Raw genomic sequence first — 18,789 nt, 5'->3', positions numbered from 1 at the left:
CCAGCCACAGAACGCCACCAGGATGGTGAACACCCACATGAACAACTTCCCCGGCGCCTCCGCGAGCGGCCTCTACACCGGCCCGCAGGTGGACAACCGATACATCGTGCCGCGCTTCGTGGAGCGCACCTCGCAGGGCGTGCGTGAGTACGACCCGTACGCGAAGCTCTTCGAGGAGCGCGTGATCTTCCTCGGCGTGCAGATCGACGACGCCTCCGCCAACGACGTCATGGCGCAGCTGCTGTGCCTGGAGTCGATGGACCCGGACCGGGACATCTCGATCTACATCAACAGCCCCGGCGGCTCGTTCACCGCGCTCACCGCGATCTACGACACGATGCAGTTCGTGAAGCCGGACATCCAGACGGTCTGCATGGGCCAGGCGGCCTCCGCCGCGGCCGTGCTGCTCGCCGCGGGTACGCCCGGCAAGCGGATGGCGCTGCCCAACGCCCGGGTACTGATCCACCAGCCGTCCTCGCAGACCGGCCGGGAGCAGCTCTCCGACCTGGAGATCGCGGCCAACGAGATCCTGCGGATGCGCACCCAGCTGGAGGAGATGCTGGCCAAGCACTCCACCACGCCGCTGGAGAAGATCCGCGACGACATCGAGCGCGACAAGATCCTGACCGCCGAGGAAGCCCTCGCCTACGGTCTCGTCGACCAGATCGTGTCGACCCGCAAGAGTGCGGCCACGGCCGCCTGACATCGGCCTTCACCCCTTGGCGCGATGGGTTCGCCCGGTCTCGGCCGTGTGAACCGTGCCAAGGGGGGCCCGAACGGGGGGCTAGGCAAGGTACCGTCGGATAGAGGCACCAGGAGCCGCTGAACCAAGCTGCTCCCAGGCGAAGGGGAAGCACCTCGTGGCACGCATCGGTGATGGCGGCGACCTGCTCAAGTGCTCGTTCTGCGGAAAGAGCCAGAAGCAGGTGAAGAAGCTCATCGCGGGACCCGGTGTGTACATCTGCGACGAGTGCATCGATCTCTGCAACGAGATCATCGAGGAGGAGCTCGCGGAGACCTCCGAGGTGCGGTGGGAGGAACTCCCCAAGCCGCGCGAGATCTACGAGTTCCTCGAGGGGTACGTCGTCGGGCAGGAGCCCGCGAAGAAGGCCCTCTCGGTCGCTGTGTACAACCACTACAAGCGGGTCCAGGCGGGCGAGAACGGCGGCGCCCAGGGCCGGGACGACGGCATCGAACTGGCCAAGTCCAACATCCTGTTGCTGGGCCCCACGGGCTCCGGCAAGACGCTTCTCGCGCAGACCCTGGCCCGTATGCTCAACGTCCCGTTCGCCATCGCCGACGCGACGGCGCTGACGGAGGCCGGCTATGTCGGCGAGGACGTCGAGAACATCCTGCTGAAGCTGATCCAGGCCGCGGACTACGACGTCAAGAAGGCCGAGACCGGGATCATCTACATCGACGAGATCGACAAGGTCGCCCGCAAGAGCGAGAACCCGTCGATCACCCGCGATGTCTCCGGCGAGGGCGTCCAGCAGGCCCTGTTGAAGATCCTGGAGGGCACCACCGCCTCCGTACCGCCGCAGGGCGGCCGGAAGCACCCGCACCAGGAGTTCATCCAGATCGACACGACGAACGTGCTGTTCATCGTGGGCGGTGCCTTCTCCGGTCTGGAGCGGATCATCGAGTCCCGGGCGGGTGCCAAGGGCATCGGCTTCGGCGCGACGATCCGTTCCAAGCGCGAGATCGAGGCGAGCGACCAGTTCCAGGAGGTCATGCCGGAGGACCTGGTGAAGTTCGGGATGATTCCGGAGTTCATCGGCCGGCTGCCCGTCCTCACCTCGGTCCACAACCTGGACCGCGAGGCACTGCTGCAGATCCTCGTCGAGCCGCGCAACGCGCTGGTGAAGCAGTATCAACGCCTGTTCGAACTCGACGGCGTCGAGCTGGACTTCGACCGTCCGGCCCTGGAGGCCATCGCCGACCAGGCGATCCTGCGCGGCACCGGCGCGCGTGGCCTGCGGGCCATCATGGAAGAGGTGCTCCAGTCCGTGATGTACGAGGTGCCGTCCCGCAAGGACGTCGCCCGCGTCGTCATCACGGCGGACGTCGTCCGCAACAACGTGAACCCGACGCTGGTCCCGCGCGAGCCGCGGACGATCGGCAAGGGCGACGGCGGGCGGCACGAGAAGTCCGCGTAGCGGCATGTGAACACAGACGGAAGGGGCGCCCGGCCAGGTGGACTGGCGGGGCGCCCCTTCCGACGTCGTGACGCGATCAGATCTTGGTGCGGGACGTGTTGTAGAGCTTGGCGGTCAGGGCGGCCACGTCGTCCTGGGGCATGCCCTTGCCGGCCATGGAGAGCGCCACGTCGACGCCGCTCACCACACCGACGGTGCTGTAGTCAGCCCAGATGCAGGTGGGGATGATGAACTCCTTGGGGCCGCCCTTCGAGGTGCCGTCGCCCTTCTTGTTGATCACCTTCATGTCCTGGCACTTCATCAGTGCTCCCTTGAACCCGGACGGGGTTACGGCCTTGGGGCTGCCGACGAGGGAGTACTCCATGTCCGTGTTGCTCTTCTTCATATCGTTCTCGGTGTTCGTGAACGAATTGTCGATGACTTTCGCGGGGTCGGTGACGTCGCCCCAAATACCCTGGAGCGTGAGGCCCTTGATGCTGAGCTCGTTCCCCTTGGAACCCACGCTGTACTGGGCCACCGTCTGCTGAGGATTTTTGATCCCCATCCCTTCGGCCTTCGTCTTGCGCTCGCCGGTCAACGGCGCCGACGGAGTCGACCCCGTCGACTCATCCTTGTAGTCGTCGACCGAGGCGGCCGGTGTCAGCTTGTACCCCTTGGTGGAGTCCGCCACATCACTGTTGCTGGCACCTCCGCCCGACGTCAGGAAGTACACCCCGCCCGCGATGACCGCCAGTGCCACGACCGCGCCGCCGATGATCAGGCCCGTCTTCTTCTTCGGCTGGGCCGGGGGGAACGGGGGCTGGCCCCCGTACTGCGGGCCGCCGTACGAGGGCGTGGGCGGCTGCTGGCCGTACGGGCCCGGCTGCTGGGCCTGCGGGTAGCCGTAACCCGGCTGGGGCTGCTGCGGCGGGACACCCTGGGGAGCCTGCTGCGGGTACCCGTAACCGGGCTGGCCCTGCGGCGGCTGACCGCCGTACGGGCCCGGCTGCTGGCCGTAAGGGCCGGGCTGACCCTGCGGCGGCTGGCCACCGTACGGTCCGGGCTGGCCCTGCGGCGGCTGCTCGCCGTACGGGCCCGGCTGGTTGTAGCTCATCTGCGGTGTCCCCCTGTTCGGAAGTGCTCATCGGAATGCTCACGCGTTCCGAACATCCTGACGGAAGGTCCACCCGCGTGGACCACCGGGAGCCACACCGTTACTCGACAAACCGGTTTCAGTACACGACTGTGACGGCCCTAAACTGTCCCCCGTGACCGAGAACACTCAGCAGACGCCAGCCAGCAACCCCGAACTGCCGACCCAGTACGCACCGGCCGAGGTAGAGGGGAAGCTGTATGAGCGCTGGGTAGAACGTGGTTACTTCGAGGCCGACGAGCACAGCGAGAAGCCGCCGTACTCCATCGTCATCCCGCCGCCGAACGTCACGGGCAGCCTGCACCTGGGGCATGCCTTCGAGCACACGCTGATCGACGCCCTCGTCCGCCGCAAGCGCATGCAGGGCTTCGAGGCGCTGTACCAGCCCGGCATGGACCACGCCGGCATCGCCACCCAGAACGTCGTCGAGCGTGAGCTCGGCAAGGAGGGCAAGTCCCGCCACGACCTGGGCCGCGAGGCGTTCGTCGAGCGCGTCTGGAAGTGGAAGAACGAGTCCGGCGGCCAGATCTCCGGCCAGATGCGCCGGCTCGGCGAGGGCGTCGCCTGGTCGCGTGAGCGCTTCACCATGGACGAGGGCCTGTCCGTCGCCGTCCAGACCGTCTTCAAGCAGATGTATGACGACGGGCTGATCTACCGCGCCGAACGCATCATCAACTGGTGCCCGCGCTGCCTGACCGCGATCTCGGACATCGAGGTCGAGTACCAGGACGACGACGGCGAGCTCGTCTCCATGACGTACGGGGACGGCGACGACACCATCGTTGTCGCCACCACCCGCGCCGAGACGATGCTCGGTGACACCGCGGTCGCCGTCCACCCCGACGACGAGCGCTACAAGCACCTGATCGGCAGGCAGATCAAGCTGCCGCTGACCGACCGCACGATCCCCGTCGTCGCCGACCACCACGTCGACCCGGAGTTCGGCACCGGCGCCGTGAAGGTCACGCCCGCCCACGACCCGAACGACTTCGAGATCGGCAAGCGCCACGACCTGCCGTTCCTCACGGTCATGGACGAGCGCGCGGTCATCACCGTCCCCGGCCCGTTCGAGGGACTCGACCGCCTGGAGGCCCGGTCCGCGATCGTCGGCGCGCTGCGCGCCGAGGGCCGGATCATCACCGAGAAGCGTCCGTACATCCACTCCGTCGGCCACTGCTCGCGCTGCAAGACCACCGTCGAGCCGCGGCTGTCGCTCCAGTGGTGGGTCAAGGTCGCCCCGCTCGCCAAGGCGGCCGGTGACGCCGTCCGCGACGGCAAGGTCAAGATCCACCCACATGAGATGGAGAAGCGCTACTTCGACTGGGTCGACAACCTCCACGACTGGACGATCTCGCGCCAGCTCTGGTGGGGCCACCGGATCCCCGTCTGGTACGGCCCGAACGGCGAGGTCGTCTGCGTCGGACCGGACGACGAGGGCCCCACGGGCGAGGGCTGGAAGCAGGACAGCGATGTCCTGGACACCTGGTTCTCCTCCGGCCTGTGGCCGTTCTCCACGCTCGGCTGGCCGGAGCGGACCGACAGCCTCGCGAAGTTCTACCCGAACTCCGTCCTGGTCACCGGCTACGACATCCTCTTCTTCTGGGTCGCCCGGATGATGATGTTCGGCCTGTACGTCAACGACGGCGTCCCGCCGTTCCACACCATCGTCCTGCACGGCATGGTCCGCGACGAGCACGGCAAGAAGATGTCGAAGTCCTTCGGTAACGTCGTCAACCCGCTGGACTGGATGGACAAGTACGGTTCCGACGCGCTGCGCTTCACGCTGGCGCGCGGCGCCAACCCCGGTGTCGACGTCCCGATCGGCGAGGACTGGGTCCAGGGTTCCCGGAACTTCGCCAACAAGATCTGGAACGCGACGCGCTTCGCGCTGATGAACGGCGCCACCGTCGAGGGTGAACTGCCGCCCGTCGAGCAGCTGTCGGTGACCGACCGGTGGATCCTGTCGCGGCTCAACAAGACGGTCGCCGAAGTCGACGCGTTCTACGACGACTTCCAGTTCGCCAAGCTCAGCGAGGCGCTCTACCACTTCGCGTGGGACGAGGTCTTCGACTGGTACGTCGAGCTGTCCAAGACCACGTTCTTCGCCGGAGGTGAGCAGGCCAAGGTCTCCGGCCGGGTCCTCGGCGAGGTCCTCGATGTGATGCTGCGTCTGCTGCACCCGGTCGTCCCGTTCGTCACCGAGACGCTCTGGACCACGCTCACCGGCAAGGAGTCCGTCGTCATCGCCGACTGGCCGGCCGCTGTGTCCGTTCCTGGGGCTGACGCCCCGGGCGGCTTCCGCGACGACGCCGCCGAGCAGGAGATCGCGCTCGTCCAGCAGGTCGTCACCGAGGTCCGCCGGTTCCGCTCCGACCAGGGCCTGCAGCCCGGCCAGAAGGTCCCGGCCGAGCTCGTCCTGACCGGCACCGCGCTCGCCCCGCACGAGGCGGCCATCCGCCAGGTGCTGCGCCTGCAGCCGGCCGGCGACGGCTTCCACGCCACCGCGTCGCTGCCGGTCGCCGGGGCCACGGTCGCCCTCGACCTGTCCGGCACGATCGACGTCGAGGCCGAACGCAAGCGCCTGACGAAGGACCTGGGCGCCGCCGAGAAGGAGAAGGCCCAGGCGGGCGCCAAGCTCTCCAACGAGGCGTTCCTCGGCAAGGCACCGGACAACGTGGTCGACAAGATCCGCGGCCGGCTCGCCAAGGCCGAGGCGGACATCGAGCGGATCACCAACCAGCTGGCGAACCTGCCGCAGGGCTGAGCACCCGCCGACGGTGAAGCCCCCGTATCCCCGCTGCCGGGAGATACGGGGGCTTCGCCCGTCCCGGGCCGGGCCGGACTCCGGGCGTCACCGGCCGCTGCGCACGATGTCCGTGCCCATCCGTAGACTGGCCTCGTGAGTGAGCCCCGCCCTTCCGACCGGCACGACGCCTCCGATCCCGACGACACCTTCGCGGAGATCGTCGACGAAGCGACCCAGCGCGACCCCGACCTGGCGGTGATCGAGGCCGGGAGCCGTACGCTGCGCACCCGCTCGGGGCCGCCGCAGGGCCAGGACGTCCCCGCCCGCCCCGCCGATCCCGAGGTGGACAAGGCGCTGCGCGCCGTGGAGCAGGAGCTCGCCGGGCGCTGGGGCGAGACGAAGCTGGAGCCGTCCGTCACGCGCATCGCCGCGCTGATGGACGTGCTCAGCGATCCGCAGCGCGCCTACCCCTCGATCCACATCACCGGGACCAACGGCAAGACGAGCACGGCCCGCATGATCGAGGCCCTGCTCGGCGCCTTCGACCTGCGTACCGGCCGCTACACCTCGCCGCACGTCCAGTCGATCACAGAGCGGATCAGCCTGGACGGCTCGCCGATGGACCCCGAGCGGTTCATCGAGGCGTACCAGGACATCAAGTCGTACGTGGAGATGGTCGACGCCCAGCAGCCGTACCGGCTCTCCTTCTTCGAGGTGCTGACGGGCATGGCGTACGCGGCGTTCGCCGACGCGCCGGTCGACGTCGCCGTCGTGGAGGTCGGCATGGGCGGCAGCTGGGACGCGACGAACGTCATCGACGCCTCGGTCGCCGTCGTCACTCCCATCTCGCTGGACCACACCGACCGGCTCGGTGCCACGCCCGCCGAGATCGCCGGTGAGAAGGCCGGAATCATCAAGCAGGACGCCACGGTCATCCTGGCGCAGCAGCCCGTCGACGCCGCACAGGTCATGCTGAAGAAGGCCGTCGAGGTGGACGCCACGGTCGCCCGCGAAGGCATGGAGTTCGGCATCGTCTCCCGCGAGATCGCCGTCGGCGGCCAGTTGCTGACGCTGCGCGGCCTCGGCGGCGAGTACACGGAGGTCTTCCTCCCGCTGTACGGCGCCCACCAGGCGCACAACGCGGCGGTGGCGCTCTGTGCCGTGGAGGCGTTCTTCGGGATCGGTGCCGAGCAGCCCGGCGCGCTCGATATCGACACGGTCCGTCGGGCCTTCGCCGCGGTGATCTCGCCGGGCCGTCTCGAAGTCGTCCGCTCCAGCCCGACCGTCGTCCTGGACGCGGCCCACAACCCGGCGGGCGCCCGCGCCTGCGCCGACGGGCTCTCCGAGGCGTTCGGCTTCTCCCGGCTGATCGGTGTGGTCGGCGCGAGCGGCGACAAGGACGTCAGGGGGCTCCTCGAAGCCTTCGAGCCGATCTTCGCCGAGGTCGTCATCACCCAGAACTCCAGCGCCCGCGCGATGGACGCCGACGAACTGGCCGCCGTCGCGGTCGAGGTCTTCGGCAGCGACCGCGTCCAGGTCGAGCCCCGCCTCGACGACGCCCTGGAGGCGGCGATCACCCTCGCCGAGGAGGAGGACGAGTACGCGGGCGCCGGCGTCCTCGTGACCGGTTCCGTGATCACGGTCGGCGAGGCCCGACTGCTCCTGGGAAGGCACTGACCGACGTGCGTACGCTCTGTGCATCGACGCTGATCGGCGAATTCTTCGTGATCGGCTTCGCCGGACTCGTCGCGATGAAGTCCGACGACCTCTCGAACACCACGGTCTGGGCGGTGTGCGGCATCGGCATGCTGCTCTCCGTACTGCTCTGCGGGATGATCACCCGCCCCGGCGGGATACAGCTCGGCTGGGCGCTGCAGATCGCCCTGGTGCTGAGCGGTTTCGTTGTCCCGATGATGTTCATTCTCGGCGTGGTCTTCAGCGCCCTGTGGTGGGCCTCGGTGCACTACGGCCGCAAGATCGACGAGGCGAAGGCCCGCTGGGCGGCCGCGGAGCAGGCCGCCGAGGCCCCGGCCGGTGGCTGACCCCGTGCCCCGCGGCCAAACCCGGCCGCAGGCCCTTTCCCTTGCCCCTGTAGCCTCGCCTCACCGCACCCGCATGCCTGCAAGGAGCCGCACACCATGACCCAGCGCACCCTCGTCCTGCTCAAGCCCGACGCGGTCCGGCGCGGACTGGTCGGCGAGATCGTCGGGCGGATCGAGCGCAAGGCCGACTGGCGGATCACCGCGCTGGAGCTGCGCACCCTCGACCACGCCACGCTGGAGCAGCACTACGCCGAGCACGTCGGCCGCCCCTTCTACGAGCCGCTCGTCGAGTTCATGCAGTCCGGCCCGGTCGTGGCGCTGGTCGCCGAGGGCGAGCGGGTCATCGAGGGCATCCGCACGCTGGCCGGCCCCACCGACCCGATCGCCGCCGCGCCCGGCTCCATCCGTGGTGACTTCGGCACGATCACCCGTGAGAACCTCATCCACGCCTCGGACTCCGAGGAGTCCGCAGAGCGAGAACTGAAGCTTTTCTTTCCGGGACTCTCCTGACCTCGGATCAGCCGAACAGCGCTCATGACCTGGGGCGACCGAATTAATTCGGTCGCCCTTCGGCATAGGGTCCCGGATCGCGGGAACGCATCACTCCGACGTAACGTCACCATGAGTGGAACGGCCACCCGTTCCGCCTACAAAGGCGAAGGACCCTCGCGCGGTGTCCGTGCACACGGCACTACGATGGAATCTTCCACGCCCGCAGCGCTCATCTTGCCGACCAGAACAAGCCATCATCGCTTTCTCGGAAGGCCCGACGCATCCTCATGGGGAACAAGGGGAACTCAATGTCGTTCATCGGCCGTGACATGGCTATCGACCTCGGGACTGCCAACACGCTGGTGTACGTCAGGGGGCGCGGCATCGTTCTGAACGAGCCGTCCGTCGTGGCCATCAACACCAACACCGGCGGCATCCTGGCGGTCGGCTCCGAGGCCAAGAAGATGATCGGGCGTACACCGGGCAACATCGTTGCCGTACGGCCGCTGAAGGACGGCGTGATCGCCGACTTCGAGATCACCGAGCGGATGCTCCGCTACTTCATCCTGAAGATCCACAAGCGCCGCTACCTTGCCCGTCCGCGCGTCGTCGTCTGCGTGCCCTCCGGCATCACCGGCGTCGAGCGACGCGCCGTCATCGAGGCGTCGACGCAGGCCGGCGCGCGCCAGGTGCACATCATCGAGGAGCCCATGGCGGCGGCCATCGGCTCCGGGCTGCCGGTCCACGAGGCCACCGGCAACATGGTCGTCGACATCGGTGGCGGCACGACCGAGGTCGCGGTCATCTCGCTCGGCGGAATCGTCACTGCCCAGTCGATCCGGGTCGCCGGTGACGAACTGGACAACGCGATCATCCAGCACATCAAGAAGGAGTACTCGCTCCTTCTCGGTGAGCGTTCCGCCGAACAGATCAAGATCACGATCGGCTCGGCGTACGACCTGGACAAGGACGAGCACACCGAGATCCGCGGCCGTGACCTGGTTTCCGGGCTGCCCAAGACCGTGGTCATCTCGGCCGACGAGGTCCGCAAGGCCATCGAGGAGCCGGTCAACGCGATCGTCGACGCGGTGAAGACCACGCTCGACAAGTGCCCGCCGGAGCTCTCCGGCGACGTCATGGACCGCGGCATCGTCCTCACCGGTGGCGGCGCGCTGCTGCGCGGGCTGGACGAGCGGCTGCGCCGCGAGACCGGCATGCCGATCCACATCGCCGAGGACCCGCTGGACTCGGTGGCGCTCGGATCCGGCAAGTGCGTCGAGGAGTTCGAGGCACTCCAGCAGGTGCTGGACGCCCAGCCCCGCCGGTAGACGGCGGGCCCGGTCCGCGGGCGGACAACACAGTGGTCTGCCGCGCGGACCGCTGCCGCTCCGTACGGCCGATCGTTGATATACAGGCACGAACATTCCGACGAGGAAGGCACGGCCGCCGCACGTGAGGGACACACGAGAGAGCCGGCTGCTCCTGGTGCTGCTGGTCGCCATCGCATTCGCATTGATCACGGTGGACATCCGGGGCGGCGAGGAGTCACCGGTGGACGGTGCCCGGCATGCCGCCGCCACGGTCTTCGGACCGGTCGAGAACGGTGTGGCGGCGGCCGTCGATCCGGTGGGCAACGCCATAGGAGCGGTACGCGACTCCGGTACCCGGCACAACCGGATCGCCGAACTGGAGCAGCAGAACGCCGCGCTGAAGACGAAGCTCGGCAGCGACGACCAGAACCGCAACCGGGTCCGCGAACTGGACCGGATGCTGAAGAAGTCGGCCGCCGGGCAGTACGGCATCAAGGCCGCCGAGGTCGTCGCCATAGGAGCGGCCCAGGGCTTCTCCTGGACGGTCACCATCGATGCCGGCTCCCACGACGGCATCAAGCGCGACATGACCGTCATCAACGGCGACGGGCTCGTCGGCCGGGTCACCACCGTCGGCCCGGACACCGCCACGGTGCTCCTGGCCAACGACCCCGACTTCACCGTCGGCACCCGTATGGAGAAGACCGACGAACTGGGCTTCGCCACCGGCCAGGGTTCCCGGCCGCTGTCCGTCCAGTTCCTCAACGGCAAGGCCAAGGTGAACAAGGGCGACCGCCTGGTCACCTTCGGTTCGAGCAAGGACAAGCCGTTCGTGCCCGGCGTCCCGGTGGGGGAGGTCGTCCGCGTCGACCCGTCCGGCGGCGGCCTGACCCGTACCGTCTACGTCCGTCCGTTCGTCGGGTTCACCAAGCTCGACATCGTCGGCATCGTCGTGCAGGCCCCGCGCGAGGACCCCCGCGACATGGTCCTGCCCAAGGCGCCCGCCAAGCCCGCCAAGCCCAAGCCCACCCCGACCGTCACCGTGACGATCTCGCCCAACGGCGACATCGTCGACACCGAAGGAAACGTCGTCGGGAACATCCACGAGAGCCCGGACCCGAGCGGATCCGCGGTCCCCAGCAGCAGTTCGAACGCCACACCGAACACCGGCAACGCGGTAAACGAGCAGAGGTAGAGCTGATTCCCATGCGCTTGAACCAGACTCTGCTCTCCGTCTTCCTGGTCGTCGTCGCCCTCGTCGTCCAGGTCTCCGTCCTCGCCCGGCTCCAACTCCCCGGCGCCGTGCCCGACCTGCTCCTCCTCGTCGTCCTCGCTCTCGCCTTCGTGTACGGGCATGTCAGCGGCGCCCTCATCGGCTTCGGCGCGGGACTCCTCGCCGACCTGGCACCGCCCGCCGACCACGCCGCCGGGCGCTACGCGCTGGTCCTCTGCGTCATCGGCTACTTCGCCGGACTGGTCAAGCCGGAGAACGGGCAGCTCAAGTCGGCGGCCGTCCCGATGATCGGCGTCGTCGCCGCGGCGATCGGCTCGACCCTGCTGTACGCGCTCGTCGGCGCGCTCGTCGGGGACACGGCGGCCCGTCATGTGGGCCTGGGCAGCCTGCTGTTCACCGCCGCCGCCTACGACCTGCTCCTCGCGCCGTTCGTCGTGCCGCTGGTCATGGCGATCGCCAGACGCACGGTGAACGATCCGGTCGCCGACGCGTCCGGCGGTGGCGACGTCGCCGCGGGCTGGCTGGCCTCCGGTACCGGGCTGCGGATCGGCGGCCAGCGCGGCGGACTGCGCGTCAAGGCCGCCCGTAACCGCGCGGCACGCGCCGGGCGGATCAAGGGAGTCAAGCGACTGTGAGGCCGCACCACAGCGGGGACACTCCCCGTGTCTCCGGCCCGACCACCACCGGGGGCGCCCCGTGAGCAACATCCCCGAGACCGGCCGGACCCAGCGGGTCCAGATTCGTCTCGTCATCATCCAGGTCCTCGTCTTCTCGCTGCTGCTCACCCTCGGCGGGCGCCTCTGGTTCCTCCAGATCCGTAACGGCAAGGAGTACAGCGACGAGGCGAAGAACAACCACGTCCAGCAGGTCGTCCAGCCCGCCGTGCGCGGCTCCATCCTCGACGCGCGCGGCGTGCCCCTCGCCGACAACGAGACCCGTCTGGTCGTCTCCGCCAGCCGCACCGAGCTGTTGAAGATGGCGGACGACGGCAAGAGTGTCCTGACCCGGCTCGCCGGTGTCCTCGGCATGCAGCCCAAGGAAGTCCTCGACAAGGTCCGCCTCTGCGACGCGAAGACCCCGCAGCCCTGCTGGAACGGCTCGCCGTACCAGCCGATCCCGGTCACCGACGAGGCCACCACCCAGCAGGCCCTCCAGATCCGCGAACGCGCCGAGGACTTCCCCGGCATCACCGCCGAACCCACCGCCGTACGCCGCTACGCCGCACCCGGCAAGGCCAACTCCGCCCAGGTCCTCGGCTATCTATCGCCCGTCACCGACGAGGAGATCACCAAGGCCCAGGACACCGACTCGCCGTACCTCCGCTCCGACCAGGTCGGCCGCTCCGGCCTGGAGCGCACCTACGACAAGGAACTGCGCGGCAAGGCCGGTGTCACCCGCTACGAGGTCGACAACCTCGGCCGGGTCATCGGCCAGGCGAAGAACGACGAGGCGGAGCCCGGCTCCAGCGTCGTCACCTCCATCGACGCCCGGGTCCAGGCCGTCGCCGAGTACGAGCTCGACGAGGCCATGAAGACGGCCCGTCAGTCCTTCGACAAGAACACCGGCGAGAACTACAAGGCCGACTCCGGCGCCGTCGTCGTCATGGAGGCCAGGACCGGCCGGGTCGTCGCGATGGCCTCCCTGCCGAACTACGACCCCAACGCCTGGGTCGGCGGCATCTCGGGCAAGGACTACGCCCGGATGACCAGCAAGAAGTCCAACTATCCGCTGCTCAACCGCGCCATCCAGGGCCAGGCCGCACCGGGCTCGATCTTCAAGGTCGTCTCGACCGCGGCCTCCGTCCAGGCGGGCTACGCGTTCGACGGCCACTACGCCTGCCCCAGCTCCTACAGCGCCGACGGCCAGGTCTACAAGAACTTCGAATCGCAGGGCCACGGCGCGATCACCCTGGGCCAGGCGCTCGAGGTCTCCTGCGACACCGTCTTCTACGCACTCGGCCACCAGCAGTGGCAGAAGGACGGCGGGCTGAAGCCCAAGAAGAACGCCAAGGACTGGTTCTTCAAGACCGCCCACCAGTTCGGCCTCGGCAAGGAGACCGGTATCGACCTCCCCGGCGAGGTCACCGGCCGTGTCCCCGACCGCCAGTGGAAGAAGGACTTCTGGAAGGCCAACAAGGACGCCTGGTGCGAGCAGGGCAAGAATTGGCCCAAGAAGAAGGACTTCGTCACCGTGCTCGCCCACGAGAACTGCCTCGAGGGCATGAAGCTGCACGCCTATGACGCGATCAACTACTCCATCGGCCAGGGCGACACTCTCGTCACCCCAATCCAGATGGCGACCATCTACGCCGCGATCAGCAACGGCGGCACGCTCTACGACCCGACCGTCGGCAAGGCGATCGTCAGCCCCGACAGCAAGCACGTCCGCGTGATCGAGCCCCATTCGCACGGCAAGCTGCCGGTCAGCGCCAAGACCCTGAAGCAGATGGAGGGGGCGCTGGCGGGCGTCGCGACCCGCGGTACCGCCGCCTGGCGGTTCGGCGGCTGGCCGCAGGACAAGATCCCGATGCACGCCAAGACGGGTACGGCCGAGGTCTACGGCAAGCAGACGACCTCCTGGTTCGCCACGTACACCAAGGACTACTCGATCGTCATGACGATCTCTCAGGGCGGAACGGGCTCCGGTGCGTCCGGGCCCGCTGTGCGCAACATCTACGACGCCCTCTACGGTCTCGACGACTCCGGCAATCAGGACCTGAAGAAGGCGCTGCTGCCCACCCCGCAGAAGTCCCTGCCGAAGATCCAGCGGGACGGCTCGATCGACGCCCCGGAGATCAAGCCGTACAACCCCGACTCGCAGAAGCCCCCGGAGGAACAGACCCTCGCCGCGATCCTGGGGAGGCGCGACTGATGGCCGGCTTCTCCGTCTCGCGCTACGCCCCCGAGCGCTCCGCCTGGGGCAAACTCATCGCCCGCGACTCCGTCGTACGCAAACTCGACTGGCCGCTGCTCGGGTCCGCGATCGCGCTCTCCTTCATCGGCTCGCTGCTGGTCTACTCGGCGACCCGGGGCCGCCACGTGCTCACCCACGGCGACCCGTACTACTTCCTCTTCCGGCACGCCCTCAACACCGGCATCGGCTTCGCCCTGATGATCGGCACGATCTGGCTCGGCCACCGCACCCTGCGCGGCGCCGTCCCGATCCTCTACGGCCTCTCGGTGATCCTCGTACTGGCGGTCCTCACCCCGCTCGGCGCCACCGTCAACGGCGCCCACGCCTGGATCATCATCGGCGGCGGCTTCTCGCTCCAGCCGTCCGAGTTCACCAAGATCACCATCATCCTGATCATGGCGAGGCTGCTCGCCGAGCGCGTCGACGCGGGCGACCAGCTCCACCCCGACCACCGAACCGTCGCCAAGGCGCTGGGCCTGGCGTCCGTGCCGATGATTGTCGTCATGGGGATGCCGGACCTCGGCTCCGTAATGGTCATGGTCGTCATCGTGCTCGGCGTGCTCCTCGCCTCCGGCGCGTCGAACCGCTGGATCTTCGGCCTGCTCGGCGCGGGCGTGGCCGGTGCGATCGCGATCTGGAAGCTCGGCCTGCTCGACGAGTACCAGATCGCCCGCTTCGCCGCCTTCGCCAACCCCGCGCTCGACCCGGCGGGCGTCGGCTACAACACCAACCAGGCCCGCATCGCGATCGGCTCCGGCGGCCTCACCGGAACGGGCCTCTTCCAGGGCACCCAGACCACCGGCCAGTTCGTCCCCGAGCAGCAGACCGACTTCGTCTTCACCGTCGCCGGCGAGGAGCTCGGCTTCCTCGGCGCCGGGCTGATCCTCGTCCTGCTCGGCATCGTCCTGTGGCGCGCCTGCCGGATCGCCCGCGAGACGACCGAGCTGTACGGCACGATCGTCGCCGCCGGAATCATCGCGTGGTTCGCCTTCCAGTCCTTCGAGAACATCGGGATGACGCTCGGCATCATGCCGGTGGCCGGGCTGCCGCTGCCGTTCGTGTCGTACGGAGGATCCGCGATGTTCGCCGTCTGGGTGGCCGTCGGACTGCTCCAGTCGATCAGAGTGCAACGGCCGATAAGCGCCTGAGCCGGTGCGGGAGCACTGCCCATTCGCGTACAACACGTCTAGATTCGGTTCATGGCGGACTCGAAGCGTGAGATCGAGCGGAAGTACGAAGCCACGGCGGAAACCCGGCTCCCCGACCTGAGCCGGGTGGCCGGGGTCTCGGCCGTCGACCATTGCGGCGTCACCGAACTGGACGCCGTCTACTACGACACCGAGGACCTCCGGCTCGCGGCGGACTCCCTCACCCTGCGCCGCCGCACCGGCGGGAGCGACGCCGGCTGGCACCTCAAATTCCCGGTCGCCTCCGGCATCCGGGACGAGCTGCGCGAGCCGCTCTCCGACACCCTGCCGCCCTCTCTCGCCGGGCTGCTCCGCTCCCGGGGCCGGGACCGGGAGCTCGTCCCCGTCGTCCGGCTGCGCTCCGCCCGCGACGTCCACCACCTCCTCGACGCCGGGGGCGGGCTGCTCGCCGAAGTCAGCACCGACACCGTGCGGGCCGAACGGCTGACCGGCGGCAGCGGTACGGCCGCCTGGACGGAGATCGAGGTCGAACTCGCCGACGACGGCGACCCCGCCTTCCTCGACGCCGTCGAACGGAGGCTGCGCAAGGCCGGAATCCGCCCGTCCGCGGCACCGTCGAAACTGGCCAGGGCGCTCGCCGAGACCGCGCCGAGGCCGAAGAAGACCCCCGGCCGGAAGGGGGCGCACCCCACCGCGGGCGACCACGTCCTCACGTACATCCGCCACCAGACCGAGGCGATCACCGCCCTGGACCCCGCCGTACGCCGTGACCTCCCCGACTCCGTGCATCAGATGCGGGTCGCCACCCGCAGGCTCCGCAGCGCGCTGCGGTCCTACGGGAAGATCCTCGACCGCGGCGTCACCGACCCGGTCGGCGACGAGCTGAAGTGGCTGGCCGCCGAGCTCGGTATCGACCGCGATCAGGAAGTCCTCGACGCCCGGTTGCGCGCCCGCCTCGACGGCCTGCCCCGCACCCTGGTCCTCGGCCCCGTCCGCAGCAGGCTCCGGATCTGGTCGGTGGCCCGCCGGGGCGGCTCCCGGAGCCGGACCGTCGGCGTACTCGACTCAACGCGCTACCTGGCACTCCTGGACAGCCTCGACGCCCTGCTCGCCGCCCCGCCCCTGCTGCCCGCCGCGTCCAAGGGCCCCGACCGGGCACTGCCCCGCGCCGTACTGAAGGAGTACGAGCGCCTCGCGACCCGCGTCGGCCGCGCCCTGGAACTCCCGCCCGGCGAGGACCGCGATCTCGCCATGCACGACGCTCGCAAGGCGGCCAAGCGCGCCCGCTACGCGGCGGAGGCGGCCGGGCCCGCGCTGGGGAAGCCGGCCAAGCGGTTCGCCAAACGGATGAAGGCCCTCCAGACCCTTCTCGGCGACCACCAGGACAGCGTCGTGGCCCGCGACGCCCTGCGCACCCTGGCCGTCCAGGCACACGCGGCGGGGGAACCGGGATTCACCTGGGGACTGCTGTACGGGCGGGAGGAGGCGGCCGCCGCCGCCGGGGAACGGGAGCTGCCCGAAGTGTGGAAGCGGGCGTCGCGGCCCCGGATCCGGTCGGCGCTGGAAGGCTGAGTGCCGGGGTACGCTTGATGGTCACCCTTGCCGGCTCTCGAAAGTTCGCGATGTCTGTCGATTCGGTCTTCCCACAGCTCGAAGCTCTGCTCCCGCATGTGCAGAAGCCCATCCAGTACGTCGGCGGTGAGCTGAACTCCACCGTCAAGCCGTGGGACGAATGCGACGTCCGCTGGGCACTGATGTACCCGGACGCGTACGAGGTCGGACTGCCCAACCAGGGCGTCATGATCCTCTACGAGGTACTCAACGAGCGCCAGGGCGTCCTTGCCGAGCGCACCTACAGCGTGTGGCCGGACCTCGAAGAGCTGATGCGCGAGCACAAGGTCCCGCAGTTCACCGTGGACAGCCACCGCCCCGTCCGTGCCTTCGACGTCTTCGGGCTGAGCTTCTCCACCGAGCTCGGCTACACCAACATGCTCACCGCCCTGGACCTCGCGGGCATCCCGCTGAACGCCGCGGACCGCACCGTCGACGACCCGATCGTGCTGGCCGGCGGCCACGCCGCGTTCAACCCCGAGCCGATCGCCGAGTTCATCGACTGCGCGGTCATCGGCGACGGCGAGCAGGCCGTCCTGGAGATCACCGAGATCATCCGCGGCTGGAAGGCCGAGGGCCGCCCCGGCGGCCGCGAAGAGGTGCTGTTCCGGCTCGCGAAGACCGGCGGCGTCTACGTCCCGGGCTTCTACGACGTCGAGTACCTCCCGGACGGGCGCATCGGTCGTGTCGTGCCCAACAAGTCGGGCGTGCCGTGGCGGGTGTCCAAGCACACCGTGATGGACCTCGACGAGTGGCCGTACCCGAAGCAGCCCCTCGTGCCCCTCGCCGAGACCGTCCACGAGCGGATGTCCGTCGAGATCTTCCGCGGCTGCACCCGCGGCTGCCGTTTCTGCCAGGCCGGCATGATCACGCGCCCCGTGCGGGAGCGAAGCATCACCGGCATCGGCGAGATGGTCGAGAAGGGTCTCAAGGCGACCGGCTTCGAAGAGGTCGGGCTGCTCTCGCTCTCCTCCGCGGACCACACCGAGATCGGCGAGATCGCCAAGGGCCTCGCCGACCGGTACACCGAGGACAAGATCGGCCTCTCGCTGCCCTCCACCCGCGTCGACGCGTTCAACGTGGACCTGGCCAACGAGCTGACCCGCAACGGCCGTCGCTCCGGACTCACCTTCGCCCCCGAGGGCGGCTCCGAGCGGATGCGCAAGGTCATCAACAAGATGGTCTCGGAAGAGGACCTCATCCGTACCGTCGCCACCGCGTACGGCAACGGCTGGCGCCAGGTGAAGCTGTACTTCATGTGTGGTCTGCCCACCGAGACCGACGAGGACGTCCTCCAGATCGGCGACATGGCGGTCAACGTGATCGCCAAGGGCCGCGAGGTCTCCGGCCAGAACGACATCCGCTGCACCGTCTCCATCGGCGGCTTCGTGCCCAAGCCGCACACGCCGTTCCAGTGGGCCCCGCAGCTCGGCGCCGAGGAGACCGACGCCCGGCTGACCAAGCTCCGCGACAAGATCCGCGGCGACAAGAAGTACGGCCGCTCCATCGGCTTCCGCTACCACGACGGCAAGCCCGGCATCGTCGAGGGCCTGCTCTCGCGCGGCGACCGCCGCGTCGGCTCCGTCATCCGCGCGGTCTACGAGTCCGGCGGCCGTTTCGATGGCTGGCGCGAGCACTTCAGCTACGACCGCTGGATGACCGCCGCCGAGAAGACGCTGCCCGAGTACGGCGTGGACGTCGACTGGTACACCACCCGGGAGCGGACGTACGAAGAGGTCCTGCCCTGGGACCACCTGGACTCCGGTCTCGACAAGGACTGGCTCTGGGAGGACTGGCAGGACTCGCTCGACGAGACCGAGGTCGAGGACTGCCGCTGGACCCCGTGCTTCGACTGCGGCGTCTGCCCGCAGATGGACACCAGCATCCAGATCGGCCCGACCGGCAAGAAGCTGCTGCCGCTGTCGGTCGTGAAGTAGCCGCCCCGGACCCGTCCGTCCGGGTGACAGCTCGGTGACGAAGGCCCGGCCCGGGAAACCCCGGA

General features: G+C 68.8%; 14 protein-coding genes. 13 read left to right on the top strand and 1 reads right to left on the bottom strand.

Annotated elements, in window-relative coordinates; translation table 11 throughout:
• Positions 1–22 precede the first annotated feature (22 nt).
• Together OG936_RS10415 and clpX are read left to right on the top strand one after the other, a co-directional pair.
• Positions 23–703 (top strand): ATP-dependent Clp protease proteolytic subunit, encoded by a 681-nt coding sequence (locus tag OG936_RS10415; protein WP_383756184.1) that lies wholly within the window; start codon positions 23–25, stop codon positions 701–703.
• 157 nt (positions 704–860) lie between these two features.
• Positions 861–2,159 carry an ATP-dependent Clp protease ATP-binding subunit ClpX gene (gene clpX, locus OG936_RS10410; RefSeq protein WP_383756186.1) on the top strand — a complete coding sequence of 433 codons (1,299 nt, stop codon included), beginning with the start codon at positions 861–863 and terminating at the stop codon, positions 2,157–2,159.
• 76 nt (positions 2,160–2,235) lie between these two features.
• On the opposite strand, the gene OG936_RS10405 is transcribed toward clpX, so the two are convergent.
• Entirely contained in the window at positions 2,236–3,252 is a 1,017-nt protein-coding gene (locus tag OG936_RS10405) for a hypothetical protein (RefSeq protein ID WP_406494084.1), read from the bottom strand.
• Positions 3,253–3,406: 154 nt separating this feature from the next.
• On the opposite strand from OG936_RS10405, the gene OG936_RS10400 reads away from it, so the two are divergent.
• From OG936_RS10400 to OG936_RS10350, 11 genes are all read left to right on the top strand, one after another.
• Entirely contained in the window at positions 3,407–6,055 is a 2,649-nt protein-coding gene (locus OG936_RS10400; RefSeq protein ID WP_406494083.1) for a valine--tRNA ligase, read from the top strand.
• A 135-nt stretch (positions 6,056–6,190) separates the two neighbouring features.
• Complete coding sequence (locus tag OG936_RS10395) at positions 6,191–7,714, top strand: bifunctional folylpolyglutamate synthase/dihydrofolate synthase (RefSeq protein ID WP_406494082.1); 1,524 nt, start codon at positions 6,191–6,193, stop codon at positions 7,712–7,714.
• Positions 7,715–7,719: 5 nt separating this feature from the next.
• Complete coding sequence (locus tag OG936_RS10390) at positions 7,720–8,079, top strand: DUF4233 domain-containing protein (RefSeq protein WP_406494081.1); 360 nt, start codon at positions 7,720–7,722, stop codon at positions 8,077–8,079.
• 96 nt (positions 8,080–8,175) lie between these two features.
• Positions 8,176–8,589, top strand: coding sequence for a nucleoside-diphosphate kinase (ndk, locus tag OG936_RS10385; RefSeq protein WP_266746180.1), 414 nt, complete (start codon positions 8,176–8,178; stop codon positions 8,587–8,589).
• Positions 8,590–8,879: 290 nt separating this feature from the next.
• Positions 8,880–9,899, top strand: a complete 1,020-nt coding sequence (locus OG936_RS10380; protein WP_383756200.1) for a rod shape-determining protein — start codon at positions 8,880–8,882, stop codon at positions 9,897–9,899.
• Between the two features lie 124 nt (positions 9,900–10,023).
• Positions 10,024–11,076 (top strand): rod shape-determining protein MreC, encoded by a 1,053-nt coding sequence (mreC, locus tag OG936_RS10375; RefSeq protein ID WP_406494079.1) that lies wholly within the window; start codon positions 10,024–10,026, stop codon positions 11,074–11,076.
• Between the two features lie 11 nt (positions 11,077–11,087).
• Positions 11,088–11,750 (top strand): rod shape-determining protein MreD, encoded by a 663-nt coding sequence (gene mreD, locus OG936_RS10370; protein WP_383756205.1) that lies wholly within the window; start codon positions 11,088–11,090, stop codon positions 11,748–11,750.
• Between the two features lie 61 nt (positions 11,751–11,811).
• A complete protein-coding gene (gene mrdA, locus OG936_RS10365) occupies positions 11,812–13,986 on the top strand; it encodes a penicillin-binding protein 2 (protein WP_406494077.1) in 2,175 nt (724 codons plus the stop codon).
• Entirely contained in the window at positions 13,986–15,176 is a 1,191-nt protein-coding gene (gene rodA / locus OG936_RS10360) for a rod shape-determining protein RodA (RefSeq protein ID WP_406494075.1), read from the top strand. Before mrdA ends, rodA begins: the two co-directional genes overlap by 1 nt.
• Before the next feature lie 51 nt (positions 15,177–15,227).
• On the top strand, positions 15,228–16,748 hold the full coding sequence (locus OG936_RS10355; protein WP_406494073.1) for a CHAD domain-containing protein: 1,521 nt from the start codon (positions 15,228–15,230) through the stop codon (positions 16,746–16,748).
• 50 nt (positions 16,749–16,798) lie between these two features.
• Entirely contained in the window at positions 16,799–18,724 is a 1,926-nt protein-coding gene (locus OG936_RS10350) for a TIGR03960 family B12-binding radical SAM protein (RefSeq protein ID WP_383756215.1), read from the top strand.
• Positions 18,725–18,789 lie beyond the last annotated feature (65 nt).

Source organism: Streptomyces sp. NBC_00846 (assembly GCF_045207325.1).
Lineage (GTDB): Bacteria > Actinomycetota > Actinomycetes > Streptomycetales > Streptomycetaceae > Streptomyces.
This window is presented reverse-complemented; position numbering and strand designations above follow the sequence as displayed.